Below are 26,753 nucleotides of genomic sequence, written 5' to 3'. Positions count from 1 at the left end.
CCACCCTATGGAGTGCGCGGAGCCCCGGTACGACCGCTGTCGCGATGCGTACCGGGGCTCGTGCGGTGTGCCGGAGGCGGCGAGCCGGCGGGGCGCCGAACGGGGTCGCGGAGGGCCGGCGTCACTGCACGCAGAACTCGTTGCCCTCCGGATCTCCCAACACTCAGAACTAGAGGTTCTGGAGTGTCGGCATGGTGGCATCGCCCCTGGTCAAGCCTGGTAGCGGGAATGTCTCGGCCCCTAAAGGGGGGATGAAGCAACCTCCGCTCCCCACAAAGAATATGGAACCAAGGCACGACCCCCGGAGCTCTCTCGCGGGCACGGTCTCCGAAACGCGGACCCTCCGGGGTGTGCGGTGCGTACGCCTCTCCGTGCTCACCGACGAGACCACCAGCCCCGAGCGGCAGCGCGAGGCCGACGACGCGATAGCCGCAGAACTCAACATCGACTTTGGGTCCGGTGACGCGCTCCGCGAGGCCGTAGACCTGGACGTGAGCGCGTCCAAGGTTGCCCCGTTCGACCGTCCGGCGCTCGGCTCGTGGCTTGCCCGCCCGGACGAGTACGACGCGCTTGTCTGGTGGCGCTTTGACCGTGCTATCCGGTCCATGAGCGACATGCACGACCTTGCGAAGTGGGCGAAGCAGCACCGAAAGATGTTGGTCTTTGCCGAGGGCATCGGCGGGGGCAAGTTGGTCTTTGACTTCCGCAACCCCATGGACCCTGTCTCTGAACTGATGATGACCTTTTTTGCCTTTGCGGCACAGGTCGAATCGCAGAGCATCAGTGACCGCGTTACCGGCGCTATGGCTGCCATCCGAAAGATGGTGCTTCGGTGGCGTGGTGGTGGTCGCCCGCCGTACGGCTACATGCCCGCCCCCATGCCCAAGGAACACGGCGGTATCGGCTGGACGCTCGTCCCCGACCCGGACGCAGTGAAGGTCATTGAACGAATCGCCCGAGAGCTGTTGGAGGGGGCGACCGTATCGGCGGTGGCTGCCGGTCTCAACGTGGACGGTAAGGCGAGTCCGCGTGATCACTGGGCCGTGAAGATGGAGCGCGACAAGGGCGGGAAGACCGGCGGGGCCAAGGGGTCGCACGTTGTGCGTGACGTGTTTAAGTGGACCCCCGCCGTTATCTCTCGGATGCTCCGCAACCCGACGTTGCTCGGCTGGAAGATGCACAAGGGCAAGCCCGTGCGCGATGCCGAGGGCGACCCGATCATGAGCACGGAAACGCCGATCATGACGCGTACCGAGTTCGACCGCATCGGCGCGTTGCTCGACTCCCGCAGCATCGAGAACGGGGAGCGCAAGGACACGGACGCGCTGCTGTTGCGCGTGATCCACTGCGACTCGTGCGGGGGCCGTATGTACATGTCCAAGCCCACGAAGAACGGCGCGAGCGTGAACCCGTTCTACAAGTGCAACAGCCACGCGCGGGGCGACCTGTGCGCGCTGCCCGCGAACATCCGGGCATCGTGGGTGGATGAGTACGTTGAAGCCGAGTTCCTGCGGGTGGTCGGTCCGGTCCAGACGACACACGTAGTCGAGATTCCCGGGTACGACCCCGAACCCGAACTACTCGCCACGATCGCGGAGTTCGCGGAGCACCAGGAGCAAGAGGGACGCCAGAAGTCCAAGCACGCTGCGGCCGAGTGGCAGAAGCGTGCGGACGCGCTCGACAACCGCATAGCCACGCTGGAGGCAGCCGAAAAGGTCGAGCCGCAGCGCATCGTCACGAATACGGGACGGACGTTCGCGGACGAGTGGGCGGAGAAGGACACGGCGGGACGGCGCGCGATGCTGAACGAAGCAGGTATTCGGCTCGACGTGCGGCGCGGTGTCCGTGGCGGTTGGCGCAAGCTCGACGTACGGCGCGTGGACTTCACCATGTCCGGTGAGCTGGACCCCGCAGCGGAAGCACTCGCGGGAGAGGTCACCGAGCTTGCGTCCGAAGTGCGCGGAGACTCCCCGACCCCGGGCGCGAGCGTGCGTCTGGTCGAGCCCGCCACCGGGGCCGAGCCCGCTCGCGAACTGGTGGCCGCATAGCCCCAGAACGCCTCCTACGCCCCTCCAGAGCCCCGGACGGTCCTCGGGTCTGCCGGGGCTCTGACGTGCCCGCCAACGGGCGCACGTGGTTTCTCTTGCTGGCTCGCCTTTGGCGGGGCCGCTGGACAGCGAGAGGCGAAAAGGTGTTGAGGGTGTCGAACTTCGACAGTTTTTGGGATAGCCAAGAAAAACCTAGAGAGAAGAGAGAAGCGGGGTCATCTCGTCATCGCAACACCCCTCCGCCGCTAGCCACTGCTGTTTGTGCTGTTTCAACGATTCGAAGGCATTGAAATGTTGCGTGCATCACACTTGGTGTCCGATTCGCCCGCCTTGAATAAATTTGCGGGAACTCCTCGGTCCCTACTACCGGGGAACCAGGAAGCGGCCCATGTTCGCGGACCGCCGACACGGGGGGCGGTCTCCGCTCCCCCAACCCCTGAGAGTGCCTGTACGGCGCTCTCCCTGCCTCAGTGAGGAACGATGGACACCACACGACACATAGAGGTCTGCGCGCTGCTGCGACGCGCTGAAAGCGCCGCACGGGACGCACTGAACGGCGACCAGGCCGCCGCGCGCACAACTCTTGCTCTCGTGGCCGACGCACGGCAGCGCGCCGAGGACACGGGTTCCGGCTGCGCGCACCCGAACTGCTCGAACAAACTGCACTACGTCGGGCGGGGGCGTCGCCCGCTCTACTGCTCGGCGGATTGCCGCACGGACGTGTACCAGGCCACGCAGATGGCTGCGCGGGCGCTAATCGGCGCGCCGGAAAGAGTTCCAGCGTAATTCAGAGTTCCAACCACGAACCCCTGCCGTTCCATACGCAGGGGCTTTTTCATGCCCGAACATACAGTAAGGAAGCAACCATGAGTGAATTTCTCGGACAGGTCGAATTCCTGGACGGAAAGCGGGATAAGAGCAAGATTCGCACCGATGCATTCAAGCGCGATGAGCGCATGGAAGCGCTCGCCGAACTGCGCGACTCTAACCCCGAGGTATTCGAGACGATGGGAACTTCCGTACGGATGAGCCTTGGCTACTACGAGAACGACAAGAAGATTGCAACCGAGCACGGCCGCGACGTGACGAAGGGGAACAACTGATTATGACGACCGACATTCAGAAGGCAGCCGAGCGAGTCGCGAAGCTGCGGGCACAGGCAGAGAAGGCTTCCGCCCCACTTGCGGACGCTGAAGCACAGTTGCGGGCAGCGCAGGAAGCGGAATCGGCACGGCGTGCGGAACGCGCCGCAGAGTACAACCGTGAGGTTGTTGAGACGTGGCGCGAGCGCGCCGACGATGCAACCAACTCCGGTGACACCGCGCGGGAAACCTTCCTCGCTGCCCTTTCCGCAGAGCCCTGGTTCGCGGCATACGTCGAATACCGGGCAGCCCGCCACAAGCGCGGGCACGTACTGACTGAGGCGCAGCGTGCGCAGACAGCATTGGGTGAGGTGCAGACCGTTCCCGAACAGCGCTGGTATGACGCGATGTTGCTGGAAGACATGGTGTCGCACGCAGACCGAAAGGCTGCCGAACTCGGTGCCGAGTTCGACCAGGAACTGACAGACAAGCGCGACACCTACATTTCGGGAACGAACTGACCATGGCGACTGACGCACTCGACCCCGGACCGAATGGGGATTACCCGTACTTTCCGCGCGATGCCGAGGGCCGCCCCGTGTGGTCCGATTCGCCGAGCGGAAACCCCGAAGGCGGGACCGCCATGCCACGCGGGATTCAGTACATGCGCGACCCGGGCGACCCTCGCCGGCTCACGTTCCTGGATATCACACCCCGCCTTCAGGACGGGTCCGTAATCGACCCCCCGGTTATCCCGCCGGATACCCCCCATGCCGCGTAAGCCCCGCACCCCCTGCCCGATACCCGGGTGTCCCGAGCTGACGGCAGGGGGCCGCTGCAAGGCACACCAGCGGCAGGCGAATAAGGACCGTGCCTCACGCGGTGGCGCTGTATACACCACGCAGTGGCAGCGCATCCGCAAGGCTTACCTGTACGCGAACCCATGGTGCGTACTGTGTGGCCAGTCCGCGAATGTGGCGGACCATTTCCCTTTAAGTCGGCGTGAGTTGATCGCGCGAGGCGAGAAGAATCCGGATGCTGCGAAGCACCTTCGGCCTTTGTGTTCGGCTTGCCATAACCGCGAGACAGCACGCAATCAGCCGGGCGGATTCGCTGCCGAAGCACGTTCACGGCGTGAGGCGTCCGAGCGTCCGCCGTTCTGAGCCAGGGGGGTACTCCCGATCCCTCACGTTCCAGAGCGGCAGGGAGGCAAAAGACTCGCGTGGCTCATTAGGCCGTTTCGGTGGGCGTGAGAATGCGTATTACTGCCTTGCCCCGAGCCCGACGCTGACGTTTGGGACTGACCCGAAGTGATAGAGAGCCCCCGTGCTCGTCACCCACACCAGGGCGACGCGTGCGGGGGCTTTTCCTATTCCGGCTCAAACAGTTACCGACACAGGGGCAACAAGACGTGCACGCTCATAGAGGGACCGTGCGTCTTGATTGTTCAGATATGGGCGAATCCGAGCCTGCATTGCGGAAATGCTCTGATCGCATTGCCCCGATTGTACGTGCGGATAGATTTCCACGACTTTGCTCCATGTGGCGCACGCACTTTCAAGGTGACCGATCTCAAGTTGACGTTCAGCAAGCATTGAGAGATAGCGAATTCGGTTCCTTTTGAAGGAGCCGTGTCGCAGCTTATCGGACTCCTCAAGTTCTTTGACTGATCCGCGAACGTCTCCCAGTTCGTAGCGAACCTGACCTGCATGATAAGTAAGCGATGAGGGATTGTATGAACCAAAAGTCGATGACTGAGACTCGGCTTTCTCCATCGCTACCTCTGCCTCACGAAGGTACATGAGCGCTTTCGTTCGCTCGCCAAGTTGCGCAGCTGCGTGCGCTTGCTGACCGGCCAAGAATGCCCGCATGCGGGGCCCTGCCTGCGGAGAGGCGGAGGCAGCGGCGTCCGCAAGACGCATGGCTGCCTTTCCGTGCCGTAGGTCAACGGCTTGGACGCTCATGCCCCGCAACGTCGTGCAGTAGGTGAGGTGATCTTCCGAGGACCCTGCCAGTTCCAGCGCTTTCAAGTAGTACTGCTGCGCCAGGCCATGAATTCCCTCATCAACCGCCATATATCCGGTGAGGTAACACAGATCGGAAGCAGCCGACATCATGGCCTTGCGTGCATCGTCTTTAGCGTCAGCTCGAAGGTACGGGGCCACCGTATTCACGAGGAATGCGGCTGCCATCGGCCGAGCGTGCCTCCCCCCGAATTGGTCATCCAAGTCAGATACGCGCTCTGTCATGGAGATGACCATATTCACTTCGGCCATTCCTATCCGCTGGACCTTTCCAGCCTGAACCGCTTCCATGCGGCCCACTACATCCGGCCATCCGGGAACGGTCAGCGCGACAGAGAACAGCCCTGCACTCAGAACGCTTCGGCGTGATGGGTCCATGTCTTGCCTCCCGAGGTCGATCAGCCCTTCCACGGTAGTCGGGTGGCTGTTCGACGTTTTCGGGGGCGCGGGGAATCCCACTTCGGCGTGAGTGATGGGGCGGAGCAGTCTCCGGGCTAGCGCTTCCAGAATCAGCGGCCGGACAGACTCCTTCGGCAGGTGTCCGCTCAACCACTGGTGAACTGAGGGCTGTTGGTACTTCAGCGGGGTTCCGCGTTCGGTTCCGATGCGGTTGACCTCTTGGGCGAACTGCCGCAGGGTCCACCCGCTCTCGCGGTACAGCCGCTCAAGTCCGGTGTTCGGCTGTCGTGTCGTCACTGGCCCCAACTCCCGTGCTCTCACCGCTTAACGCTCTTAACTCCTGCCCTCTTCCCAACGGTACCGCTGTGTGTGGTCAGACGGTTGCCTAGTGCGAGCAAGCACCACCGCAAGGGATGACACCGCGAGGAGGGCCCGAACATGGAGACGCACGCACGAACGGCAACGGGGAACCCCGAGCGGTCCGCCACGGGGATACCGGTTCGGGCCTACTGGTGCGAAGTGCTCGCGGAAGGCGAGGTGTACGGGACGCGCGAAACGGTCGCGTACGTGCTCGGCACCTTCCGAACGATCTCGCCGAAATTCGCGCTGCGGTGGTTACAGGGCGAGGCCGAGCGCATCGCGGACCGGCTCGACCCCGACCCCGGGCGCTCCGCGTGGGTCATGCCGTGGATGCGGGTGGACACCGTGCCCGTGCCCGACTGCCCCACGGAACTGCGCTTCTGGGCCGAGGACCCCGAGGAGCACCAGGCCGCGCGGGACCAGCTCAAGGACGGCGCACCCCTGTCTGTGGTCATTCCTGACAGGGGGTGCCGCTTCACCTTGACCGTGTGGCCCGTGGCTGTGCCCCCGCCTGAGTCCAGCCCGACACTGCCCGCCGATGACGGACAGTCCACAAACCCCCGCCCTGGTCACACGAGCCACAGGAAGGCCCGTCGCACGTCGGGTTGGCTCATTCCCTTTCTGTGATCAGGGCGGGCCGCTCGACACCGAGTCCAACCGCGCACCATGACCGAAGGAGAACAGTCGTGAACACCCTTCCCCATGCCGAGCGCACCGCAGAGCGCGCACGCGAAATCCTGACGGCCGTTGCGGCCGATCCGGAGTTCGCCGCGTTCAGGGCCGCGAGCCTGCGCTATGACGAAGACTGGACGTGCTTTTCCGGCGGTCCGGTCATCAGTGAGTACGACCAGGCCGACGACGCGGCCCCGCTGTTCACCGAGGGTCTGCGGGCGCTCTGCCTCAAGGCCGCAGTGTTCGAGGCGACCGGCGACGAGCGCGCGGCGGAAATCCCCGTCGCCGTGCCCGTGGACGAGATGACACACGCGATGATCGCTCAGCCGCAGATCCTCGCCCGGATCACGGCCAGGGTCGGCGCGCAGATCATCCACCAGACCGACCAGGAACACACCGACTGGACGCGGGACGACTACACCCACCAGGCGTACCGCGCCGCGTGGGGCGAGCCGCCCGCCCGGTACTGGATCACGCACGCCGAGGTTGCTCGCCGGCTCGGCATCCTGCGGGCGAAGTACGAGGCGGCGGGCTTCCGCCGGATGGGCCTCGCGCACAGCATCACGTTCGAGCCCGTCCCCGCGTAGCGGCTAGCTGAGTGCCTGCCGCATGACCGCGAGCGGGTCCAACTCCGGGAAGTGCTGCCGGATCTGCTGCTGTGCCTGAGAGATCAGGTCGTCCAGCAGGACCGGGGCCGCGCCGTACAGCACGTCATGCAAGTACGGCACCACCGCGGAAGGGTCGGGCGGTAGTTGCAGCTCGACAGTCAGCGGGGCGTTCTCGCTCTTGTAGCGCCTCGCGGGCAGCCCGACCTTTTCGGGGTGGACACAGACCGGTGTCCCGTCGCTCAAGTACCGGTGCCCGTCAGCCTTGTTGAACGGGCATTCCGCAGTCGGGCGCTCGAACACGTCGAACTCTCCAACAGCGTGGACGCGGGACGGACAGATGCCGCACGCGCGGTGGTGTACGTCGCCGTTCACGAAAGGCTCGGGCATGACCGGAGCCTAGCCCTCACCAGCCCCACAGACGCCCGTTCCGACCGCACCGCCCCCTCACGGGGGACGAGCGGCGCAAGCGGGTTGCAAGACCCGTTGCGGGGCCGCTGGGCGTGTTCAGCAACGGATGAGGGACCAACCCACGGTGCGCACTGTGCAAGGTTCCGCCGCCCCGCTCGTGTACTGCCCTGGTGGCACATGGGCGGGGCGTCCCTTTCCGCCCTCACGCAGAGAGTTCAGCCGTGCCCGCTCTCGTTCCCTACGTCGCCGCCTACAGCAACGAGCTTGGCCCCCGTGAGTCCGACATGTGCTTGGAGGTACCGCGCAACGGCGTTCCCCACATCGCGTATACACACCCTCGCCCGGACGACCGGGACGCGCACGGCAATCTGTGGGCCCGCATGACCCGTCCGCCCGAGAGCGAGCGCGGGCGCGTCATGTGGGCTTCCATGGACCCGCTGCGACAGCGCGAGTGCATGGAAGGGCTGCTGTGCCAGGTATGCGCGAAACCGGCCGAGACCGACACGGGCGCGCTGTTCGTGGAGTGGGAGCGGCCGGGGGAGGAACCGACACCGCTCAACCGGATCACGACCGACGCGCCCCCTGTATGCCTGACGTGCCTCCCGTTGGCGTTCCTGGCGTGCCCGTTCCTACGGGACGACAGAACCGCTGTGGTGCTGCTCGCCCGTAAGTCGGTGCTGAGTGGAGTATCCGGAACTCTCTACCGCGTCGCCGATGATCTGCGGACCTGGATTCCGTCCGACAGCGACGCGTATTCCAGCTTCACCAAGCCACGCTGCCCCGGGATGCTCGCGCAACGGCTGTATCGCAAGCTCCGGGGCGTGACCGTAGTGGACCCCGCAGACCTTCCCCCCGACCTGGTGCAAGCGTCATGAGAGACAGCGAGCCCCCGGAAGGGCCCTACGCGTCGCCCTGGCGCTCGTCCTCGGTGGCACGCTCGGCGACGAACGACCCCCGCCCCCATTCGGTCCGGATGACTCCGCGTTCCCGGAGAATCCTCACGGCTCGGCGGGCAGTCTCCCGAGCTACCTTGTGCCGCTCGCACAGATCAGCTTCGGAAGGGATGCGGTCGCCCGGCCCGAGCCTGCCCGCCTTGATATCTGCCGTGAGCGCGTCCAGCACCCGCATATACGGAGCGTGCGGCGCGTACGGGTCGGGCGAGTGCTCAGGCATGGGGAGAGCGTAGACAACGGGCCAAAGATAGGCGAGTTAGACAGGTAGACGAGTTAGACGAGTTGGCTTAGCGTGATTCTCCGCATACGAAAGCGCCCCGGAAGACCGCTGGTATCGGTCCGCCGGGGCTCCGCCGAAACAGCTTTAGGGAGCTGAAACGACATGCGCGATTCTATCGCCCATGCACTGCTTTGGGTGCTGCGGATACTGCTGCCCGCCCGTGGACGACACGCGGCAGTCCCCGCCCCTGCCCCCGCACCCCTGCCCCTCGTGATCTGCGCCCCCACGACCCCGATTCCCGCGCACGTCCTCGCTCGCTCCATTCCGTCCCCATGGCACCACCGCATAGGGCCGTGGCTACTGGTGCGGGAAGCGGAGCGGACGCTAGAGCTGCACGTGATCCGGGAACGTCGGCGCGCTGCTGTACTTGCTACGGAAGGCGTGGACTACCCATACACATACGAGGGTGCCCCGTTCCCCCGGTCCGCGTTCGCTGCTGCGGGGGTGTCCGCATGACCGCCGAAGAACTGTTCCCGGTCGTCCTCGCGGGATTCGTCGCGCTCTGTGTCGAGTGCAAGACCATCACGCGCGCACCGATCCCGGTCCGATGGATACAGAGCACCAGCGGCCCCGGAACCACCCTGTACGCCTGCCCGACGCACGCCGTGACGCTCGGCGCGGGACCGACCCCCGAGGACGAGCTACCCGCCCGGTAGGCAAGCGCACAGACAGCAAAACGCCCCGTTCGGCCAAGTGCCGTGCGGGGCTCTGTCGTTGGCGCTGACGTGCGCGTATCCTCAGAACTGGTAGTCAGGAGTGTTGGGGTCGGTGAGCACGACCCAGGCCCCGCCCTGCTCCTTGACGCTGCGCACGATGCTCGCTCCCAGCTCCACCATCCGTGCCGCCTCCGCCTCCCGGCGTTCGGGGCCGGCGTGCAGGTCCAGGTGGAGGCGGTTCTTCACCGTCTTGGGCTCGGGTACGCGCTGGAACAGCAGCCGGCGTCCGAGTCCCGTGCCGGACTTCTCCTCGTGCGGGTCGTCGGGGTGCCGCGCCGCCGCGAGGTCCCGCCAGGCGCGACGCCCGTGGGCCTCGACGGTCGCCGCCTCGGGTACCGCCCCGATGCCGAGCAGCTCCTCGATGAGGGGGCTGTTGTCCTCGACCACATATCCCAGTGCTGCCGCCCAGAAGCCCGCCTGGGAGTGCGGATCGGCGGCGTCGACGACGACTTTCCAGTCCAGAGTCATGCAACCGTTTATAGTGGTTACATGAACGAGGCGGCAAGGGACACACCGGGGCTGGTGCTCCGGCCGCGGGAGGGGCGCCCGTTCCGCTTCGATCCGGGCACGCTGTGCCTGGAGCTGCTGCCCACCGGCGGACTCGGGCGGTACGCGGTCTTCGAGGTCCTGCACGAGCCCGCCGATCTGGTCCGGTGGGCGCAGGAGAGCCGGCTGCCCGCGGGACTCGCGCTCTCGGTGAGTGCGGCTGAGCTGGTCCGCGCGCGCGAACTGCGCGGCGCGCTCTGGAGGCTGGCCCGGAACCGGGCGGAGGGGCAGGAGTCCGGCCCGGAGGACCTGGACGTGGTCAACGCCGTGGCAGCCGCCCCGCCCCTGGTGGCGCGCATCGACGCCGACGGACATCGCGCGTGGGCGCCGGGAGCGACCGGAACCGCCCTGCTGTCGACGGTCGCCCGGGACGCCGTGGACCTCTTCACCGGTCCGTTCGCGGGGCGCATCCGGGTCTGCGGGGCCCATGACTGCGCGCTGCTCTTCGTCGACACCTCGCGCCCCGGCAGGCGGCGCTGGTGCGCGATGGAGCGCTGCGGAAACCGCCACAAGGTGCGGGCCCACCGCGCCCGCCACACGGAAACCGCCGAAGGGGACGCCTGACGCGGGAGCGGGCCCCGGATGATCCGGGGCCCGCTCCCGAGGTACTGGCCGGCTGTCAGGTCGACATCGTGCGCTCCGACGGAACGGCTTCCCCGGAGGGCGTGAGCGAACCCTGACCGGCCACAGCCGCTGCCAGCCGCGCCGCCTGTGCCCTCGTCCGTCGCGCCGTCCGCAAGGCGTCCCAGGTGAGCAGCGTCAGCGCCAGCCACACCAGCGAGAAGCCGGCCCAGCGCTCGGGCGGCATGGCCTCGTGGAAGTAGAAGATGCCGAGCGTGAACTGGAAGACGGGCGCCAGGTACTGCAGCAGTCCCAGCGTCGACAGCGGTACGCGGATCGCCGCCGCGCCGAAGCAGACCAGCGGGGCGGCGGTGACGATGCCCGTCGCGGCGAGGAGCACCCCGTGCCAGGCGCCCCCGGCGGTGAACGTCGCCTCGCCGCTCGCCCCCAGCCACAGCAGGAACCCGAGCGCGGGCAGGAAGAGCACCGCGGTCTCGGCGGCCAGCGACTCCAGGCCGCCCATGTTGACCTTCTTCTTCACCAGGCCGTACGTGGCGAAGGAGAACGCCAGCACCAGCGAGATCCAGGGCGGGCGCCCGTATCCGATCGCCAGCACCAGTACCGCCGCGACCCCGGTCCCGACCGCCACCCACTGCACGGGCCGCAGCCGCTCACCGAGGAGCAGGACGCCCATGGCGATGGTGACCAGCGGGTTGATGAAGTATCCGAGCGAGGCCTCCACGACCTGGCCGTTGTTGACGGCCCAGATGTAGAGGCCCCAGTTGACCGTGATGACGGCCGCGGCTATCGCGATCAGGCCCAGCTTGCGCGGCTGCTTCAGCAGTTCGCCGAGCCAGGCCCAGCGGCGTACGAGAAGCAGGGCGATGCCGACGACGCCCAGTGACCAGACCATCCGGTGGGCGAGGATCTCGACCGCCCCGGAGGGCTTCAGCAGCGGCCAGAAGAGGGGGACGATGCCCCACATCCCGTAGGCCCCGATTCCGTACAGCAGACCTGCCCGCTGTTCGTTCTTTCCCTGCACGGGCCCTCCCGGCGTGTCCTCGTCGGCGAGACGGCCGACCTGACGACGGTAGCGCCGGGAGGGGTGTCGTGTCATGGCCGTCTCAGGGAAACGGTCGTGACGCACGGCTGCGGGGCGATTGGGTAGGCTCTGCGGCCCATGGAGCCGAGTACTGAGAACGCGATGGTCGACGTCCCCCCGGGCCGCGTGACGCTGTCCGACCGGCGTACGCGGAAGTCCTGGCAGGTGGAGCTCGCGCCCTACCGCCTCGCCGCGTGCCCCGTGACCCAGGGCCGGTACGCGGAGGCCACCGGACTGCGGCCCGCCGCCGCGTCGGGGGACCGCCTGCCGGTCGAGTGCGTCTCGTGGCTGGACGCCGTCGCCTGCTGCAACGCCCTGTCGCGGCAGGAGGGGTACGCCCCCGCATACCGCCTCGACGCCGGTGAACCGGGCCGGGCCGAGGCCGTCGTCTGGGACACCTCGGCGGACGGATACCGGCTGCCGACCGAGGCCGAGTGGGAGCACGCGTGCCGTGCGGGCACGGAGGGGGCGAGGTACGGACAGCTCGACGACATCGCCTGGCACCGCGCCAACGCGCAGGACGGCATCCACGACGTGGGCGGCAAGGACCCCAATGCCTGGGGGCTTCACGACATGCTCGGCAACGTCTGGGAGTGGTGCTGGGACGTCTACGACGCCGAGGTCTACGGCACCTACCGGGTGCTGCGGGGCGGCGGCTGGTTCGACGAGCCCTGGAGCTGCCGGGCCTCGGTGCGGCGCCGCAGCCACCCGACCTTCCGGATCGACGACGTGGGATTCCGCGTCGCCCGGACCGCCCGCTGAGTGCCGCCCCGGCTCCTGGCCCGGTTGCTCAGGCGCCCGCGACCACTGCCTTCACCGACTCCGTGGGACGGAGCGGCACGTCCCGGACGTCCTGGCGGCACGTGAGACGTACGACGAGGCCCGGAGCTGACCGTTCGGGCCGGCTCCGGGCCTCGGGTTCCGCGTCGTACGGAGGGTGGCGGCGGTCAGCCGATCACGGTCCAGGTGTCGTTGCCCGTGAGCAGCGAGCGGAGGTCGCCCTTGCCGTTCTGCTCGATGGCGGTGTCCAGCTGCTCGGACATCAGGGTGTCGTAGACCGGCCTGACGACGCTGCGCAGCACCCCGATGGGGGTGTGGTGCAGGGTGTCGGCGTCGGCGAGCCTGGAGAGGGCGAAGGCCGTGGCCGGTGACGCCGCATGCGCGTCGTGGACCAGGACCTGCGACTTGTTCTCCTCGGTGACCGCGACGACGTCGAGCTCGCCGGTGACCGGGTCCCGTACGACGCCCTTGGTGTTGTCGGCGCCGAAGAGGATCTGCTCGCCGTGCTCCAGCCGGATCACGGCCTCCTGCGCCTGGTCCTTGTCCTTCAGGACCTCGAACGCACCGTCGTTGAAGATGTTGCAGTTCTGGTAGATCTCCACCAGCGCCGTGCCCGGGTGGTCGGCCGCGGCCCGCAGCACGCTCGTGAGGTGCTTGCGGTCGGAGTCGACGGTGCGCGCGACGAAGGTCGCCTCCGCGCCGATCGCCAGCGACACCGGGTTGAAGGGCGCGTCCAGCGAGCCCATCGGCGTCGACTTGGTGATCTTGCCGATCTCGGACGTGGGGCTGTACTGGCCCTTCGTCAGCCCGTAGATCCGGTTGTTGAACAGCAGGATCTTCAGGTTGACGTTGCGCCGCAGCGCGTGGATCAGGTGGTTGCCGCCGATGGACAGCGCATCGCCGTCACCGGTGACGACCCAGACCGACAGGTCGCGCCGCGAGGTGGCGAGCCCGGTCGCGATGGACGGGGCGCGGCCGTGGATGGAGTGCATCCCGTACGTGTTCATGTAGTACGGGAAGCGGGAGGAGCAGCCGATGCCGGAGACGAAGGTGATGTTCTCCTTCGCCAGGCCCAGCTCGGGCATGAAGCCCTGGACGGCGGCGAGGACCGCGTAGTCACCGCAGCCCGGGCACCAGCGCACTTCCTGGTCGGACTTGAAGTCCTTCATGGACTGCTTCGCCTCGGCCTTGGGCACCAGCTGGAGAAGCTCGTTGGTGTCAGGCATCGATGGCCTCCTTGAGAGCTGTGGCGAGCTGCTCGGCCTTGAACGGCATTCCGTTGACCTGGTTGAAGCTGTGGGCGTCCACCAGGTACTTCGCCCGGAGCAGCATCGCCAGCTGACCGAGGTTCATCTCCGGAACGACGACCTTGTCGTACCGCTTCAGCACCTCACCGAGGTTTTTCGGGAAGGGGTTGAGGTGGCGCAGATGGGCCTGGGCGATCGGTTCCCCGGCCGCCCTCAGCCGGCGTACGGCGGCGGTGATCGGGCCGTACGTCGAACCCCAGCCGAGCACCAGGGTCCTGGCGCCCGCGGGGTCGTCGACCTCCAGGTCGGGGACCTCGATGCCGTCGATCTTGGCCTGGCGGGTGCGGACCATGAGGTCGTGGTTGGCCGGGTCGTAGGAGATGTTGCCCGTGCCGTCCTGCTTCTCGATGCCGCCGATGCGGTGTTCGAGACCGGGCGTGCCGGGTACGGCCCACGGGCGGGCCAGGGTCTCCGGGTCGCGCTTGTAGGGCCAGAACACCTCGGTGCCGTCGGCCAGTTCGTGGTTGGGCCCGGTGGCGAACTGCACCCGCAGGTCGGGGAGCTGGTCGACCTCGGGGATGCGCCACGGCTCGGAGCCGTTGGCGAGATAGCCGTCGGAGAGCAGGAAAACCGGGGTGCGGTAGCGCAGCGCGATGCGCGCCGCGTCGATCGCCGCGTCGAAGCAGTCGGCCGGGGTCATCGGCGCCACGATCGGCACCGGGGCCTCGCCGTTGCGCCCGAACATGGCCTGGAGCAGGTCGGCCTGCTCCGTCTTGGTGGGCAGCCCCGTGGAGGGGCCGCCGCGCTGGATGTCGACGATGAGCAGCGGCAGTTCGAGCGAGACCGCGAGCCCGATGGCCTCCGACTTGAGCGCCACACCCGGACCGGACGTGGTCGTCACCGCCAGCGAACCGCCGAACGCGGCGCCGATCGCGGCGCCGATGCCCGCGATCTCGTCCTCCGCCTGGAAGGTCCGCACGCCGAAGTTCTTGTGCTTGCTCAGTTCGTGCAGGATGTCCGAGGCCGGGGTGATCGGGTACGACCCCAGATACAGCGGCAGATCGGCCTGCCGGCCCGCGGCGACGAGCCCGTAGGAGAGGGCCAGGTTGCCGGAGATGTTGCGGTACGTGCCCGTGGGGAACGCCTTCGACGCGGGCGCCACCTCGTAGCTCACCGCGAAGTCCTCGGTGGTCTCGCCGAAGTTCCACCCGGCCCGGAAGGCAGCCACGTTCGCCTCGGCGATCTGCGGCTTCTTCGCGAACTTCTGCCGCAGGAACTTCTCGGTTCCCTCGGTCGGCCGGTGGTACATCCACGACAGCAGCCCGAGCGCGAACATGTTCTTCGAGCGCTCGGCCTCCTTGCGGGAGAGCCCGTACTCCTTGAGCGCCTCCACGGTCAGCGTGGTGAGCGGCACCGGATGGACGTTGTACGCCTCCAGTGACCCGTCCTCCAGCGGACTCGTCTCGTACCCGACCTTGGCCATGGGCCGCTTGGTGAACTCATCGGTGTTGACGATGATCTCGGCGCCGCGCGGCACGTCGCCGATGTTGGCCTTGAGTGCGGCCGGATTCATCGCGACCAGCACGTTCGGCGCGTCACCGGGCGTGAGGATGTCGTGGTCGGCGAAGTGCAGCTGGAAGGAGGAGACGCCCGGCAGAGTGCCTGCGGGGGCCCGGATCTCGGCGGGGAAGTTGGGCAGCGTCGAGAGGTCGTTCCCGAAGGACGCCGTCTCGGAGGTGAAGCGGTCACCGGTGAGCTGCATACCGTCACCGGAGTCGCCCGCGAACCGGATGATCACCCGGTCGAGGCGGCGGACTTCCTTCTCACCCGCGCCGCCCGTGCTGCCGGTGCCGGTCACGGGAATTCGTTGTTCCCCGACGACAGCCTCACTGGCCTCGTCGGCTCTCTCGGCCGGGCTACTGACCTGGGTCACTGAACTGGACCTCCCTCGGGGCGGCGGCTCGGGATCGGCCGGCCCACCGGCGGTCCCGCAGCCCACCCTACGTCGGTAAGGGTCGCCTTCCCTGGACCGCTCATATGGTGGACGTCTTTTTGAGACGCGCATTTGTCCTGGTTCGTCATAGTTAACAGGCCCCCAGCCGTTCGTCGAAGACGCCGTGCGCTCGTTCTTTGGGTCCAGGACCATTCGCCCAGGGACCCAGCCTGACGCACTATCAGGCCATTACGACCGCAGGTAGGTCAGTACGGCAAGAACGCGACGGTGATCCCCGTCACTGGGCGAGAGGCCCAGCTTCTGGAAGATGTTGCTGACGTGCTTCTCGACCGCTCCGTCGCTGACCACCAGCTGCTTGGCGACCGCCGAGTTCGTCCGGCCCTCCGCCATCAGGCCGAGGACCTCCCGCTCGCGCGGTGTCAGCCCCGCAAGCACGTCCTGCTTACGGCTCCTTCCCAGCAGCTGCGCCACGACCTCGGGGTCCAGCGCCGTGCCGCCCTGCGCCACCCGGACCACGGCGTCCACGAATTCCCGGACCTCGGCAACCCGGTCCTTCAGCAGGTAGCCGACGCCCCGGGTGCTGCCGGCCAGCAGCTCGGTGGCGTACTGCTCCTCCACGTACTGAGACAGGACGAGTACCCCGATCTGCGGGTAATCCCTCCGCAGGCGCACGGCGGCCCGCACTCCCTCGTCCGTGTGGGTCGGCGGCATCCGTACATCGGCGACCACGACGTCGGGCAGCGTGTCCAGCGCGGCCAGGTCCGCCACGGTCTTGAGCAGTGCCTCGGCGTCTCCCACCCCCGCGACGACGTCGTGCCCGAGATCGGTCAGCAGCCGGGTGAGTCCTTCCCTGAGCAGCACCGAATCCTCGGCGATGACCACCCGCACCCTGTCCTCCACGACGCTGTGCCCCCCACTGTTGATGTGTACCCGCGTACGTCCGCGCCGGCGGACGTCCGCTGACGCCTCGCCCCTCGCGGGTTCCAGCATCCCAGCATCGGCGCCTCCATGGGCCGGGCCGGGGCACTTTCGGGCCGGGGCACGGCAGGCGGTGGGACGGAAGGGGGCAGCGGGGGACAGCCGGGGCCGGCACGAGGCAGCGGAGGACAGTGTTGGCGGAGAGCGGGTGAGAGCCGGGAAGAGCCGGGAAGGGCCGGCGAGAGGTGTTACGCGGGAAGACGTCCGGTTCAGCCCCGCCAGGGCAGCTCGGCCGTGACCTTCGTCGGGCCGCCGGCCGGGGAGTCGACGACCAGGATGCCGTCCACCGCGTCCAACCGCTCGGTCAGACCGGCCAGCCCGCTGCCTGCCGTGGCGTCGGCGCCGCCCCGGCCGTCGTCGGTGACCTGGAGCATCAGCCGGTTCGACGCCCGCCAGACGTCCACCGAGGCGCGGGTGGCACCGGCGTGCTTGCTGACGTTCTGCAGCAGCTCCGACACGGTGAAGTACGCGATCCCCTCGATCGCCTGCGCGGGCCGCGAGTCCAGGTCCACGTCCACGTCGACGGGGACGGTGCAGCGGGAGGCGATGGCGGAGAGTGCGGCGTCCAGGCCACGGTCGGTGAGGACGGCGGGGTGGATGCCGCGGGCGAGGTCGCGGAGTTCCTGGAGGGCGACTTTCACTTCGCCGTGGGCTTCGTCGACCATGCGGGCCGCGGCCTCGGGGTCGTCGGTCAGTTTCTCCTTGGCCAGTCCGAGTCCCATGGCGAGGGCGACGAGGCGGGCCTGCGCGCCGTCGTGCAGGTCGCGTTCGATACGGCGCAGGTCGGCGGCGGCCGTGTCCACGACGACACCCCGGTCCGACTCCAGCTCGGTGACCCGGGTCGCCAGCCGCGACGGGCCCAGCAGTCCGAGGACCATCAGGCGGTCCACGGACGTCAGACCACGGATGATCCAGGGCGTGACCACCACGAGGAACAGACCCACGGCGCTGGTCACGGCCAGCTCGAAGGGGGAGTCGAGGTAGACGGTGTGGCTCCGGTCCCCGTACAGCTGGATGCCGTCGATCCCCGCGTACACCGGGAAGACCCAGTGCCACAGCGGATACGTGAGCGCGCTCCACCCGTACGCCCAGAGCGTCAGCGAGACGGAGAAGGCGAACACCGCCCACGGGAAGTGCAGCAGCGCATAGAGCAGATGGCGCCAGGACACACCGCTCTTCAGGACAGCACCGACCCACGACATCAGGCCGCCCGTCCGGCCGCGCACCGGCGCGGGGTCCGCCACGTCCAGCTTCAGCAGTGCGCGGGCCCGGGTGCGCTCCAGCGCGCCGAAGCCGCGGCACATGGCGAGGCCTGCGGCGAGGACCGGGATTCCCAGGAAGGTGATCAGCGTGCCGATGCCCAGCGAGGTCATCGTGATCGCGAAGCAGAACAGCGCGGTGCTGATCGGCAGGCTCAGCATCAGATAGCCGAACTCGCGCCAGGTCCGCGCCTCGAACGGCGCGCGCAGCGCCGCCGGGAAGAAGTGCTTCGCCGGGTTCACCGGCGGCTGGTCCCCTGAGCCGGATCCGTACCTCTGGTGGTCCCGGGTGTCCGGTCCGTATGCGGTGGCCATGGGCGCCGTCCGTTTCTTCTCAGCGGTCCGTCAGCTTCTTCTCAGCGGTGTTCCAGCGGTGTTCACAGCGGTGCTTCAGCGGTCTTCTCATCGGGCCGGCTCTCATCCCAAGACTGCTGTGCGGGAAGTCTCCGCACCATGAGGGCGGTCGCCGTATCGGGGCGGGGGTTTTCCCCACCCCTGGCCACCCGGAACCCGGCGCGGGCTATGGCTTCGGCGCCGAGACGCCCACCCGGTCCCGCCACGGAAGCTCCGCCGTGACCGTCGTCGGACCGCCCTCCGGCGAGTCGAGGAGGAACATTCCGTCCACCGCCCCGAGCCGCTCCGCGAGCCCGGCCATGCCCGTACCGCCGTCCATCCGTGCACCCCCGGCCCCGTCGTCCCGCACCTGGATCATCAGCCGGTCCCCGGTCCGCCACACGTCCACGGCGGCCGAGCGGGCACCGGCGTGCTTGCTGACGTTCTGCAGCAGCTCGGACACCGTGAAGTACGCGATCCCCTCGATGGCCTCCGCCGGCCGCCCCGGCAGTTCGACCCCCACCGTCACCGGGACGGTGCAGCGGGAGGCGATGGCGGAGAGTGCGGCGTCCAGGCCGCGGTCGGTGAGGACGGCGGGGTGGATGCCGCGGGCGAGGTCGCGGAGTTCCTGGAGGGCGACTTTCACTTCGCCGTGGGCTTCGTCGACCATGCGTGCCGCGGCCTCGGGGTCGTCGGTCAGTTTCTCCTTGGCCAGTCCGAGTCCCATGGCGAGGGCGACGAGGCGGGCCTGCGCGCCGTCGTGCAGGTCGCGTTCGATACGGCGCAGGTCGGCGGCGGCCGTGTCCACGACGACACCCCGGTCCGACTCCAGCTCCGCGATTCTGCGCTCCAGTTCGTCGGAGGGGGAGAGCAGCCCGCGCACCATGGCCCGGTCGGCATTGGTCAGACCGCGCGCGATGAAGGGGAGCACCGGCCACAGGACGAACAGGCTGACCAGCGCCACCGCGAACGTCAGTACGCCCCACGGCAGCCGGATGAACGCGTACAGCAGACAGCGCCACCCCACCGGGTCCTTCAGCCCCGCCCACAGCCAGGTGAAGAACCCCTTCTCGCGGTGGCCGCGCGTGAACGAACTCGGCTCCTCGATCCGTACCCCGAGCATCACCCGTGCCCGGCCGCGCTCCATCCGGCCGATCCAGCGGGCGCCCTGGAGGCCCGCTACGAGGAGCGGCAGACCGATGACGGTGACCGAAAGCCCCACGCCGACACCGATCATGAACACTGTGTAAACAAAACCGGCGATCGCCACCGGGAGATTGGCCAGCAGGTAGGCGATCTCCCTCCAGGCCCATGGGCCCAGGGCGAAGCGGGCCTGCGGCGGCCGGTCGTTGTCCGGTACAGAAGGGCTCATGGTCATACGCTCAGCCTGCCGGGCGGGGCCCGCGCACGCCATGGGGTACGTGGGTGGCATGAAGTAGGGATAACCCCACCGTTGTCCCACGCGGCTGCTTACCGTCCCTTTAGCAGGGCCTAGACTCCCGTGCGTACAGATCGTCGAACAGGTTCGAGGGAGCGAGGGGCGGACGTGGCGGACATGCGGAGCGTGCCGGAATCGACCGTTCTCGCGTCGGAGTACTTCGAGAGCTATTCAGTGGTCGGACTGCTCGCCGTCATCGGCGTGCTGTTCGTGGCCGTCGCCTTCGGGGCCGGCCGCCTGCTGAGGCCCGTGGTGCCGACGCCGGAGAAACTCCTCACGTACGAGTGCGGTGTCGACCCCGTAGGAGACGGCTGGGCCCACACCCAGGTCCGTTATTACGTCTACGCCTTCCTGTACGTGATCTTCGCCGTCGATTCGATCTTCCTTTTCCCGTGGGCGACGGTATTCGCCGCACCCGGATACGGTGCGACGACGCTGGTGGAAATGTTCATCTTCCTCGGCTTCCTGGCCGTAGGACTGCTCTACGCATGGAAGAAGGGCGTCCTCGAATGGGCGTGACGAGCGAACCGCAGCCCGGCCCCGTCGCGCTGCCGGACCCGACGCTGCTGGAGCCGAAGAAGCTAGGTGTGCTGTCCCGGCTCGCGCCCGAGCCCATGAAGGTGGTCCTGAACTGGGGCCGCCGCTACAGCCTCTGGGTGTTCAACTTCGGGCTCGCCTGCTGCGCCATCGAGTTCATCGCCGCGTCCATGGCGCGGCACGACTTCATGCGGCTCGGCGTGATCCCCTTCGCCCCGGGCCCGCGCCAGGCGGACCTCATGGTCGTGTCCGGCACGGTGACGGACAAGATGGCCCCGGCCGTGAAGCGCCTCTACGAGCAGATGCCCGAACCGAAGTACGTCATCTCCTTCGGGGCCTGCTCCAACTGCGGCGGCCCGTACTGGGACTCGTACTCCGTGACGAAGGGCGTCGACCAGATCATCCCGGTCGATGTGTACGTACCGGGCTGCCCGCCCCGGCCGGAGGCCCTGCTCCAGGGCATCATCAAGCTCCAGGAGAAGATCGCCCGCGAGTCGCTGGCCGAGCGTTACGGCGTGTCCGACGCGGGCCGCCCCTCCGCCGCCGCACTCCGCAGCGGCCTGGTCGCGCCCCCGACGACGCCGGCGGAGGGCACGAAGTGAACGCGGACGCGTCCCGTCTCCACGACAGCCTCCCGGACGCCGTCACCGAGATCTTCGGTGCGGAGGCCACGGCCGAGTACGCCTACGACCTGCTCACCGTCGACGTGCCGGCGGCCTCCTGGACCGCCGCCCTCGAAACGGCCCGCGACGAGCTGGGCCTCAGCTACTTCGACTGGCTCAGCGCCGTGGACGAGGCGGACAAGGGTTTCCGGGTCTGCGCCCATGTCGCGGCCCCGGGCACAGCCACTGGTCCTGCTTCAGGTCCGGCCTCCGGCACCGGCAGGGTGCGGCGCCTGATGGTCCGTACGACCGTCCCGCACGACGCCCCTTCCCTTCCCACCGCCCTCGGTGTCTACGCGGGTGCCGACTGGCACGAGCGCGAGACGCACGAGATGTTCGGCATCGCCTTCGAGGGCCACCCGCATCTGGTGCCGCTGCTGCTGCCCGAGAACTTCGAGGGACACCCCCTGCGCAAGGACTTCGTCCTGGCCGCGCGCGTGGCCAAGGCGTGGCCGGGCGCGAAGGAGCCTGGCGAGTCGGAACACGGCGGCCCCAAGCGGCGCACGATGCTCCCGCCCGGAGTCCCGGACCCCAACGAATGGGGCCCGCTGAAGGGCCAGCTCCCCCCTGCCGCGGCCCGTCCGGCCAGAGCGGCCCGCGCAGCGGGCGACCGCCCGGCGCGCCGGACCGCCCCCGCGGCAGAAGGCGCGCCCACGCCCCCGGCTCCCGCTGCCCGCCGCACCCGGAGTGTCTCCCAGGGCTCGGCGAGCCAGGAGCCGACGACACCCCCGCCGCCGACACCACGAACCCCCGACGCCCCCTGGCACGACGCCACCCCAACGAACACGACGAGCCCGCCCTCGCCGTCACAGCAGGCAGAGCCGGCGGCCGAGCCCGGACCGGCCGAACCGCCGAAGACGTCACCGCAGGCCGAACCGACGGCCGAGCCGACGCCGGAGCCTGGATCGCCCGCGCCGTCGAAGCACGCGGAGCCGCTCGCAGAGCCCGGACCGGCCGAGACCTCCGGGCCTGCGCAGGCTCCCGAGCCCTCCTCCCCGGACACCTCCAAGCCTCGCGGGCGATCGACGAGCGACGGCCCGGGGGCGGAGCCCCCGGTTCGGGAAGAGGCGGGCAGGGGAGAAGCCCAGCGCAGCGCCCCCACCCCCGAGCCCACAGACGCCGAAGCCGACGCCGAAGCCGACGCCGACCCCCGGCCCACGGCCACCCCCGCGCACCCGGACACCGAGACCGACACCCAACCCCCCGCCGGAGGCGATACCGCGTGAACGACGTACTCGACGTCGCCCTCCGGCTCCTCATCGTCTTCGCGGTCTTCATGATCGCCCCCCTCGTCGTCGGCCAGACCGAACACAAGGTCATGGCCCACATGCAGGGCCGCCTGGGCCCCATGTACGCGGGCGGCTTCCACGGCTGGGCCCAGCTCGCCGCGGACGGCGTGAAGTTCGTGCAGAAGGAAGACATCGTCCCGGCGGAAGCCGACCGGCGCGTCTTCCAGCTCGCCCCCGCCGTCGCCCTCCTCCCGTACCTCCTCGTACTCGTCGCCATCCCCATCGGCCCGAGCGAGGGCGCGGTGGGCCAGGTCGTCGACGCGGGCATCTTCTTCGTGCTCGCCGTGATGGGCGTCGGTGTGCTCGGCTCGCTCATGGCGGGCTGGGCCTCGGCCAACAAGTTCTCCCTCCTCGGCGGACTCCGCACCGCCGCACAACTGCTCGCGTACGAGCTGCCGATGCTGCTCGCCGCCGCCTCCGTGGCCATGGCGGCGGGCACGGTCTCTCTCCCCGGCATCCTCAACGCCTTCGAGTGGTGGTGGCTGCCCTGGCAGATCGTCGGAGCCCTGGTCTTCTTCGTGGCCGGCCTCGCCGAACTCCAACGCCCCCCGTTCGACATGCCGGTCGCCGACTCGGAGATCATCTTCGGTGCCTACACCGAGTACACCGGCCTGCGCTTCGCGCTGTTCCTGCTCGCCGAGTACGCGGGCATCGTCGTCCTCTGCGGGCTGACCACCGTCCTCTTCCTCGGCGGCTGGCACGGCCCGCTCGGCGCCGACGGACTCGGCTGGGTGTGGACCCTCCTCAAGACCGCCGTCCTCGCCTTCGTCGTCATCTGGCTCCGCGTCAGCTACCCCCGGCTCCGCGAGGACCAGTTGCAAAAGCTCGCCTGGACCACGCTCATCCCGCTCGCACTCGCGCAGATCGCGCTCACCGGCATCGTGAAGGTGGCGATCAACTAATGGCCCCGATCCCCGGCGCCGGCCTGGCCAAGGGCCTCGCCGTCACCCTGCGGACCATGACGAAGCGCACGGTCACCGCGCAGTACCCAGACGTCCAGCCCGAACTGCCGCCCCGTAGCCGGGGCGTCATCGGACTGTTCGAGGAGAACTGCACGGTCTGCATGCTCTGCGCACGCGAGTGCCCCGACTGGTGCATCTACATCGACTCCCACAAGGAGACGGTGCCCGCCGCCGTGGAGGGCGGTCGCGAGCGCAGCCGTAACGTCCTCGACCGCTTCGCCATCGACTTCGCCCTCTGCATGTACTGCGGCATCTGCATCGAGGTCTGTCCCTTCGACGCGCTGTTCTGGTCGCCGGAGTTCGAGTACGCGGAGACGGACATCCTCGAACTCACCCACGAGCGCGACAAGCTCCGCGACTGGATGTGGACCGTGCCGGAACCCCCGGCGCTCGACCCGGGAGCCGAGGAGCCGAAGGAACTCGCCGCCGCCCGCAAAACAGCTGACAAGCTCAGGGCCGCCCAGGAAGCCGAGCAGTCCGAGCAGTCCGAGCAGTCCGAGCAGGCCGAGCAGGCCGAGCAGGCCCACCGGACCCGGACCGGGGAACCCGGACAGGGGGGCCAGGAGTGACTCTCGCAGCCGCCGCGGCCCACCCCGGATTCCTCTCGCCGACCGGCGTGGAGATCGCCTTCCTCCTGGTCGGCCTCGCCACCTTCGGCGCCGCCGTCCTCACCGTCACGACCAAGCAACTCGTGCACGCCGCACTCTGGCTCGTCGTGGCACTCGGCGGCATCGCCGTCGAGTACCTCCTGCTCACCGCCGAGTTCATCGCCTGGGTGCAGGTACTGATCTACGTCGGTTCCGTCGTCGTCCTCCTCCTCTTCGGGCTGATGCTCACCAAGGCCCCCATCGGACGCTCCCCGGACGCCGACTCGGGCAACCGGTGGGTCGCGCTGGCCGTGGCCGGATCAGCGGCCGCAGCCCTCGTCTGGGTGGTCGTCGACGCCTTCCGCGCCACCTGGATCGACCTCGACGGCCCGGCTCAGGGCTCCACCGACGCCACCGGAGAATTCCTCTTCCGGCACTGGGTGCTGCCCTTCGAAGCGCTCTCCGTCCTGCTGCTCGCCGCCCTCATCGGCGCGATCGTCCTGTCCCGCAAGGGCCGAGAGGGCAAGAGCCACCGAGAGGACAAGAGCTGATGCACCTCGCCTATCCCGCCGTGCTCGCCGCCCTCCTCTTCTGCACCGGGCTGTACGGAGTCCTCGCCCGACGCAACGCGATCCTGGTCCTGATGTCCGTCGAGCTGATGCTCAACGCCGTCAACCTCAACCTGGTCGCCTTCGACGTGTGGCTGCGCGACGCGCTCCACACCGGCCAGGCCCTCACGCTCTTCACCATCGCCATCGCCGCGGCCGAGATCGGCATCGGCATGGCGATCGTCCTCGCCGTCTACCGCAACCGCGGCAGCTCCGACGTCGACCGTCTCCGCGACACCGCCGAGACCGACGCGGCCGAGACGCTCCCCGGTGACGAGGACCCCCACGGCACCGAAGACCAGGCCACTGCTCCGGCAGGGAAGGCAAAGAAGGCTGAGGCCGCCGCGTGACCACCACGACCCTCGCCGTTCTCGTCCCCCTCCTGCCGTTCCTCGGCGCGGCGGCGGGCCTGCTGCTCGGCCGCACGGCACCCGGCTTCGTACGCCCCCTCGCCGTGCTGCCCACGCTCGCCGCAGCCCTCATCGCCGTCGTCGTCGCCGTACGCCAGGGCGGTGGCCGGGCCATCGACGCAGCCACCGAGCTGACGCCCACCGGCTCCGTACCGATCGATCTCGCCCTGCACCTCGACGGCTTCGCGGTCCTCGTGGCCGCGCTCGTCGGCCTCGTCGCCACCTGCGTGCAGATCTACTCGACCGCCTATCTGCGCGACGACACCCGCTACCCCTCGTACGCGGCCCTCGTCTCCCTCTTCACCTCCGCGATGCTGCTCGTCGTCTACTCGGGCGACCTGATGGTGCTCCTGGTCGGCTGGGAGATCATGGGCATCTGCTCGTACTTCCTCGTCGGCCACTACTGGGAGACGCCGGAAGCCCGCGCCGCCTCCCTCAAGGCCTTCCTCGTCACCAAGCTCGGCGACGTACCCTTCCTCATCGGTCTGTTCGCGCTCGCCGCGGACACCGGCACCTTCCGCATCACCGGCGTCCTCGGCGCCGTCGCGAACGGTGGACTCGACCACCCCACCCTCATCGCCCTCCTGCTCCTCGCGGGCGTCGCGGGCAAGTCCGCGCAGTTCCCCCTGCACACCTGGCTGCCCGACGCGATGGCCGGCCCCACCCCCGTCTCCGCGCTCATCCATGCGGCGACGATGGTCGCCGCCGGCATCTACTTCGTGGCCCGGCTCCTCCCCGTGTTCGCCGCATCCGGCGCGGCGCTGGTCGTGCTCGCCGTGATGGCCGCCGTCACGATGATCGGCTCCGGACTCGCCGCCCTCGCACAGGACGACATCAAGCGCGTCCTCGCCTACTCGACCATCGGTCAGCTCGGTTACATGGCGGGCGCCCTGGCCGTCGCCGACCGCGGTGCCGCCGTCTTCCACCTCATCTCGCACGGTGCCTTCAAGGCCGTCCTCTTCCTCGCCGCAGGCGTCGTCATCCACGCCGCCGGGACCAACTCCCTGGCCGCCATGTCCCGCATGGGCGGCCTGAAGAAGCGCATCCCGGACGCCTACTGGACGATGACCGTCGCCCTTCTCGCCCTGGCCGCAATCCCGCCGTTCGCAGGCTTCTTCTCCAAGGAAGCCGTGCTCGTCGCCGCCGAGCACGCCGCCCTCGGTGACCGTGACGTCGCCCCGGCCGCCGCGGGCTGGACGATCCTCATCGGGGGACTGCTCGCCGCGGTCCTCACCGCCGCGTACGCCACCCGCCTCTGGCTGCTCGCCTTCAAGGGACGAGGCCCCGAAGCCCCCGACCACGGCAAGCAGCCCGTCGCGATGACCTCCGTCCTCTGGCTCCTGGCCCTCCCCACCATCGGCTTCGGTCTCACCGTCGGCGTGATCACCGACTGGTTCGACGGCCACCGCCTCACCCCGTCCGTCACCACCGCCGTCCTCTCCACGGGTGTCGGTCTCGTCGGCGGCCTCGTCACCTACGGCGCCTGGCGCCACACCACGGCCCTCGCCGCCCGCACCCCGGTCGGCATGGTCGTCGCCCACCCCGACGCCGAACCGGCGCTCGTCGAGATCGAGGCGCTCACCGCGCACCGGGCCGCCTACGGCACCACCGGTGACGTCCCCGACCCCGCGGACCCCGGACGGCTGCTGCTCGGACCGCTCCACCACCACGCGGCCACCGGCTTCCACCTCGACGCGCTGTACACGACGCTCTTCGTCCGGCCCGTCGAGGCCGCTGCCCGCCTGGTCCGCTTCCTGGACCGCGAAGTCGTCGACACCTACGTACGCGGCTCCGGCACCGGCGCGCGCTGGCTCGGCACCGCCGTCCGCCGCGCCCAGACCGGAAACGTGCAGACCTACCTCAGCGCACTGCTGGCCGGTTCCCTTGTCCTGGCGATCGCCGCCGTCGTTTTTGCCAACGTCAACGCCGGGTCGTGAGCCGTGATCGATA

At 68.7% G+C, this 26,753-nt stretch carries 27 protein-coding genes; 17 read left to right on the top strand and 10 right to left on the bottom strand.

The genetic code is table 11. From position 1 onward, the window contains the following. Positions 1 to 281: 281 nt before the first annotated feature. The 3 genes from F0344_RS14275 to F0344_RS14265 all read left to right on the top strand — a co-directional run bounded on the left by F0344_RS14275 (position 282) and on the right by F0344_RS14265 (position 3,651). Complete coding sequence (locus tag F0344_RS14275) at positions 282 to 2,048, top strand: recombinase family protein (RefSeq protein ID WP_258050262.1); 1,767 nt, start codon at positions 282 to 284, stop codon at positions 2,046 to 2,048. Between the two features lie 866 nt (positions 2,049 to 2,914). Beyond that, a complete protein-coding gene (locus F0344_RS14270) occupies positions 2,915 to 3,151 on the top strand; it encodes a hypothetical protein (RefSeq protein WP_185299142.1) in 237 nt (78 codons plus the stop codon). A 2-nt stretch (positions 3,152 to 3,153) separates the two neighbouring features. After that, entirely contained in the window at positions 3,154 to 3,651 is a 498-nt protein-coding gene (locus F0344_RS14265; protein WP_185299141.1) for a hypothetical protein, read from the top strand. 858 nt (positions 3,652 to 4,509) lie between these two features. Here the strand turns inward: F0344_RS14265 and F0344_RS14260 are convergent. Further along, entirely contained in the window at positions 4,510 to 5,850 is a 1,341-nt protein-coding gene (locus tag F0344_RS14260; protein ID WP_185299140.1) for a tetratricopeptide repeat protein, read from the bottom strand. Between the two features lie 141 nt (positions 5,851 to 5,991). Here F0344_RS14260 and F0344_RS14255 point away from each other — a divergent pair, with 141 nt between their 5' ends. Continuing rightward, complete coding sequence (locus F0344_RS14255) at positions 5,992 to 6,540, top strand: hypothetical protein (protein ID WP_258049942.1); 549 nt, start codon at positions 5,992 to 5,994, stop codon at positions 6,538 to 6,540. Between the two features lie 59 nt (positions 6,541 to 6,599). Beyond that, on the top strand, positions 6,600 to 7,172 hold the full coding sequence (locus F0344_RS14250; RefSeq protein ID WP_185299139.1) for a hypothetical protein: 573 nt from the start codon (positions 6,600 to 6,602) through the stop codon (positions 7,170 to 7,172). A 3-nt stretch (positions 7,173 to 7,175) separates the two neighbouring features. On the opposite strand, the gene F0344_RS14245 is transcribed toward F0344_RS14250, so the two are convergent. Further along, positions 7,176 to 7,580: a hypothetical protein gene (locus F0344_RS14245; RefSeq protein WP_185299138.1), complete on the bottom strand. Its 405-nt coding sequence runs from the start codon at positions 7,578 to 7,580 to the stop codon at positions 7,176 to 7,178. A gap of 242 nt (positions 7,581 to 7,822) precedes the next feature. Between F0344_RS14245 and F0344_RS14240 the strand changes: the two genes are divergently transcribed. Continuing rightward, entirely contained in the window at positions 7,823 to 8,476 is a 654-nt protein-coding gene (locus F0344_RS14240; RefSeq protein ID WP_185299137.1) for a hypothetical protein, read from the top strand. A 25-nt stretch (positions 8,477 to 8,501) separates the two neighbouring features. On the opposite strand, the gene F0344_RS14235 is transcribed toward F0344_RS14240, so the two are convergent. Further along, on the bottom strand, positions 8,502 to 8,774 hold the full coding sequence (locus tag F0344_RS14235) for a GntR family transcriptional regulator (RefSeq protein ID WP_258049941.1): 273 nt from the start codon (positions 8,772 to 8,774) through the stop codon (positions 8,502 to 8,504). Positions 8,775 to 9,286: 512 nt separating this feature from the next. Between F0344_RS14235 and F0344_RS14230 the strand changes: the two genes are divergently transcribed. Beyond that, entirely contained in the window at positions 9,287 to 9,490 is a 204-nt protein-coding gene (locus F0344_RS14230) for a hypothetical protein (RefSeq protein ID WP_185299136.1), read from the top strand. Between the two features lie 81 nt (positions 9,491 to 9,571). Here F0344_RS14230 and F0344_RS14225 read toward each other — a convergent pair whose 3' ends face one another. Next, entirely contained in the window at positions 9,572 to 10,018 is a 447-nt protein-coding gene (locus tag F0344_RS14225) for a VOC family protein (protein ID WP_185299135.1), read from the bottom strand. Positions 10,019 to 10,039: 21 nt separating this feature from the next. Between F0344_RS14225 and F0344_RS14220 the strand changes: the two genes are divergently transcribed. Continuing rightward, complete coding sequence (locus tag F0344_RS14220) at positions 10,040 to 10,660, top strand: CGNR zinc finger domain-containing protein (RefSeq protein ID WP_185299134.1); 621 nt, start codon at positions 10,040 to 10,042, stop codon at positions 10,658 to 10,660. Positions 10,661 to 10,715: 55 nt separating this feature from the next. Here F0344_RS14220 and rarD read toward each other — a convergent pair whose 3' ends face one another. Next, on the bottom strand, positions 10,716 to 11,699 hold the full coding sequence (gene rarD, locus F0344_RS14215; protein WP_185302681.1) for an EamA family transporter RarD: 984 nt from the start codon (positions 11,697 to 11,699) through the stop codon (positions 10,716 to 10,718). A 138-nt stretch (positions 11,700 to 11,837) separates the two neighbouring features. Here rarD and F0344_RS14210 point away from each other — a divergent pair, with 138 nt between their 5' ends. Beyond that, positions 11,838 to 12,521 carry a formylglycine-generating enzyme family protein gene (locus F0344_RS14210; protein WP_185299133.1) on the top strand — a complete coding sequence of 228 codons (684 nt, stop codon included), beginning with the start codon at positions 11,838 to 11,840 and terminating at the stop codon, positions 12,519 to 12,521. Between the two features lie 185 nt (positions 12,522 to 12,706). Here F0344_RS14210 and F0344_RS14205 read toward each other — a convergent pair whose 3' ends face one another. The 5 genes from F0344_RS14205 to F0344_RS14185 all read right to left on the bottom strand — a co-directional run bounded on the left by F0344_RS14205 (position 12,707) and on the right by F0344_RS14185 (position 19,688). Beyond that, positions 12,707 to 13,765 carry a 2-oxoacid:ferredoxin oxidoreductase subunit beta gene (locus F0344_RS14205; RefSeq protein ID WP_185299132.1) on the bottom strand — a complete coding sequence of 353 codons (1,059 nt, stop codon included), beginning with the start codon at positions 13,763 to 13,765 and terminating at the stop codon, positions 12,707 to 12,709. Next, a complete protein-coding gene (locus F0344_RS14200; RefSeq protein WP_185299131.1) occupies positions 13,758 to 15,719 on the bottom strand; it encodes a 2-oxoacid:acceptor oxidoreductase subunit alpha in 1,962 nt (653 codons plus the stop codon). Before F0344_RS14200 ends, F0344_RS14205 begins: the two co-directional genes overlap by 8 nt. 249 nt (positions 15,720 to 15,968) lie before the next feature. Further along, entirely contained in the window at positions 15,969 to 16,628 is a 660-nt protein-coding gene (locus F0344_RS14195) for a response regulator transcription factor (RefSeq protein ID WP_185302680.1), read from the bottom strand. 299 nt (positions 16,629 to 16,927) lie between these two features. Then, on the bottom strand, positions 16,928 to 18,292 hold the full coding sequence (locus tag F0344_RS14190) for a sensor histidine kinase (protein WP_185299130.1): 1,365 nt from the start codon (positions 18,290 to 18,292) through the stop codon (positions 16,928 to 16,930). A 205-nt stretch (positions 18,293 to 18,497) separates the two neighbouring features. Continuing rightward, positions 18,498 to 19,688 (bottom strand): sensor histidine kinase, encoded by a 1,191-nt coding sequence (locus F0344_RS14185; RefSeq protein WP_185299129.1) that lies wholly within the window; start codon positions 19,686 to 19,688, stop codon positions 18,498 to 18,500. Between the two features lie 177 nt (positions 19,689 to 19,865). Between F0344_RS14185 and F0344_RS14180 the strand changes: the two genes are divergently transcribed. From F0344_RS14180 to F0344_RS14145, 8 genes are read left to right on the top strand one after another with little or no spacing between them, the layout of a single operon-like run. Then, on the top strand, positions 19,866 to 20,267 hold the full coding sequence (locus F0344_RS14180) for an NADH-quinone oxidoreductase subunit A (RefSeq protein ID WP_185302679.1): 402 nt from the start codon (positions 19,866 to 19,868) through the stop codon (positions 20,265 to 20,267). Continuing rightward, the gene (locus F0344_RS14175) at positions 20,258 to 20,887 is read left to right on the top strand and encodes an NADH-quinone oxidoreductase subunit B (protein ID WP_185299128.1); all 630 of its coding nucleotides are present in this window, start codon (positions 20,258 to 20,260) and stop codon (positions 20,885 to 20,887) included. The genes F0344_RS14180 and F0344_RS14175 overlap by 10 nt, the downstream gene beginning before the upstream one ends. Continuing rightward, positions 20,884 to 22,173: an NADH-quinone oxidoreductase subunit C gene (locus F0344_RS14170; RefSeq protein ID WP_185299127.1), complete on the top strand. Its 1,290-nt coding sequence runs from the start codon at positions 20,884 to 20,886 to the stop codon at positions 22,171 to 22,173. The genes F0344_RS14175 and F0344_RS14170 overlap by 4 nt, the downstream gene beginning before the upstream one ends. Then, positions 22,170 to 23,138 (top strand): complex I subunit 1/NuoH family protein, encoded by a 969-nt coding sequence (locus F0344_RS14165; protein WP_185299126.1) that lies wholly within the window; start codon positions 22,170 to 22,172, stop codon positions 23,136 to 23,138. Before F0344_RS14170 ends, F0344_RS14165 begins: the two co-directional genes overlap by 4 nt. After that, positions 23,138 to 23,767, top strand: a complete 630-nt coding sequence (locus F0344_RS14160; protein WP_185299125.1) for a NuoI/complex I 23 kDa subunit family protein — start codon at positions 23,138 to 23,140, stop codon at positions 23,765 to 23,767. The genes F0344_RS14165 and F0344_RS14160 overlap by 1 nt, the downstream gene beginning before the upstream one ends. After that, positions 23,764 to 24,336: an NADH-quinone oxidoreductase subunit J family protein gene (locus F0344_RS14155; protein ID WP_185299124.1), complete on the top strand. Its 573-nt coding sequence runs from the start codon at positions 23,764 to 23,766 to the stop codon at positions 24,334 to 24,336. The genes F0344_RS14160 and F0344_RS14155 overlap by 4 nt, the downstream gene beginning before the upstream one ends. After that, on the top strand, positions 24,336 to 24,743 hold the full coding sequence (gene nuoK, locus F0344_RS14150; protein ID WP_185299123.1) for an NADH-quinone oxidoreductase subunit NuoK: 408 nt from the start codon (positions 24,336 to 24,338) through the stop codon (positions 24,741 to 24,743). The genes F0344_RS14155 and nuoK overlap by 1 nt, the downstream gene beginning before the upstream one ends. Then, positions 24,740 to 26,740: an NADH-quinone oxidoreductase subunit 5 family protein gene (locus tag F0344_RS14145; protein ID WP_185299122.1), complete on the top strand. Its 2,001-nt coding sequence runs from the start codon at positions 24,740 to 24,742 to the stop codon at positions 26,738 to 26,740. The genes nuoK and F0344_RS14145 overlap by 4 nt, the downstream gene beginning before the upstream one ends. The last annotated feature ends 13 nt before the right edge of the window (positions 26,741 to 26,753 follow it).

Origin of the sequence: Streptomyces finlayi (assembly GCF_014216315.1) — a bacterium.
Taxonomy (GTDB): domain Bacteria; phylum Actinomycetota; class Actinomycetes; order Streptomycetales; family Streptomycetaceae; genus Streptomyces; species Streptomyces finlayi_A.
Note: the sequence above shows the minus strand (reverse complement) of the source record. Positions and strands in the feature narration are given on the sequence as shown.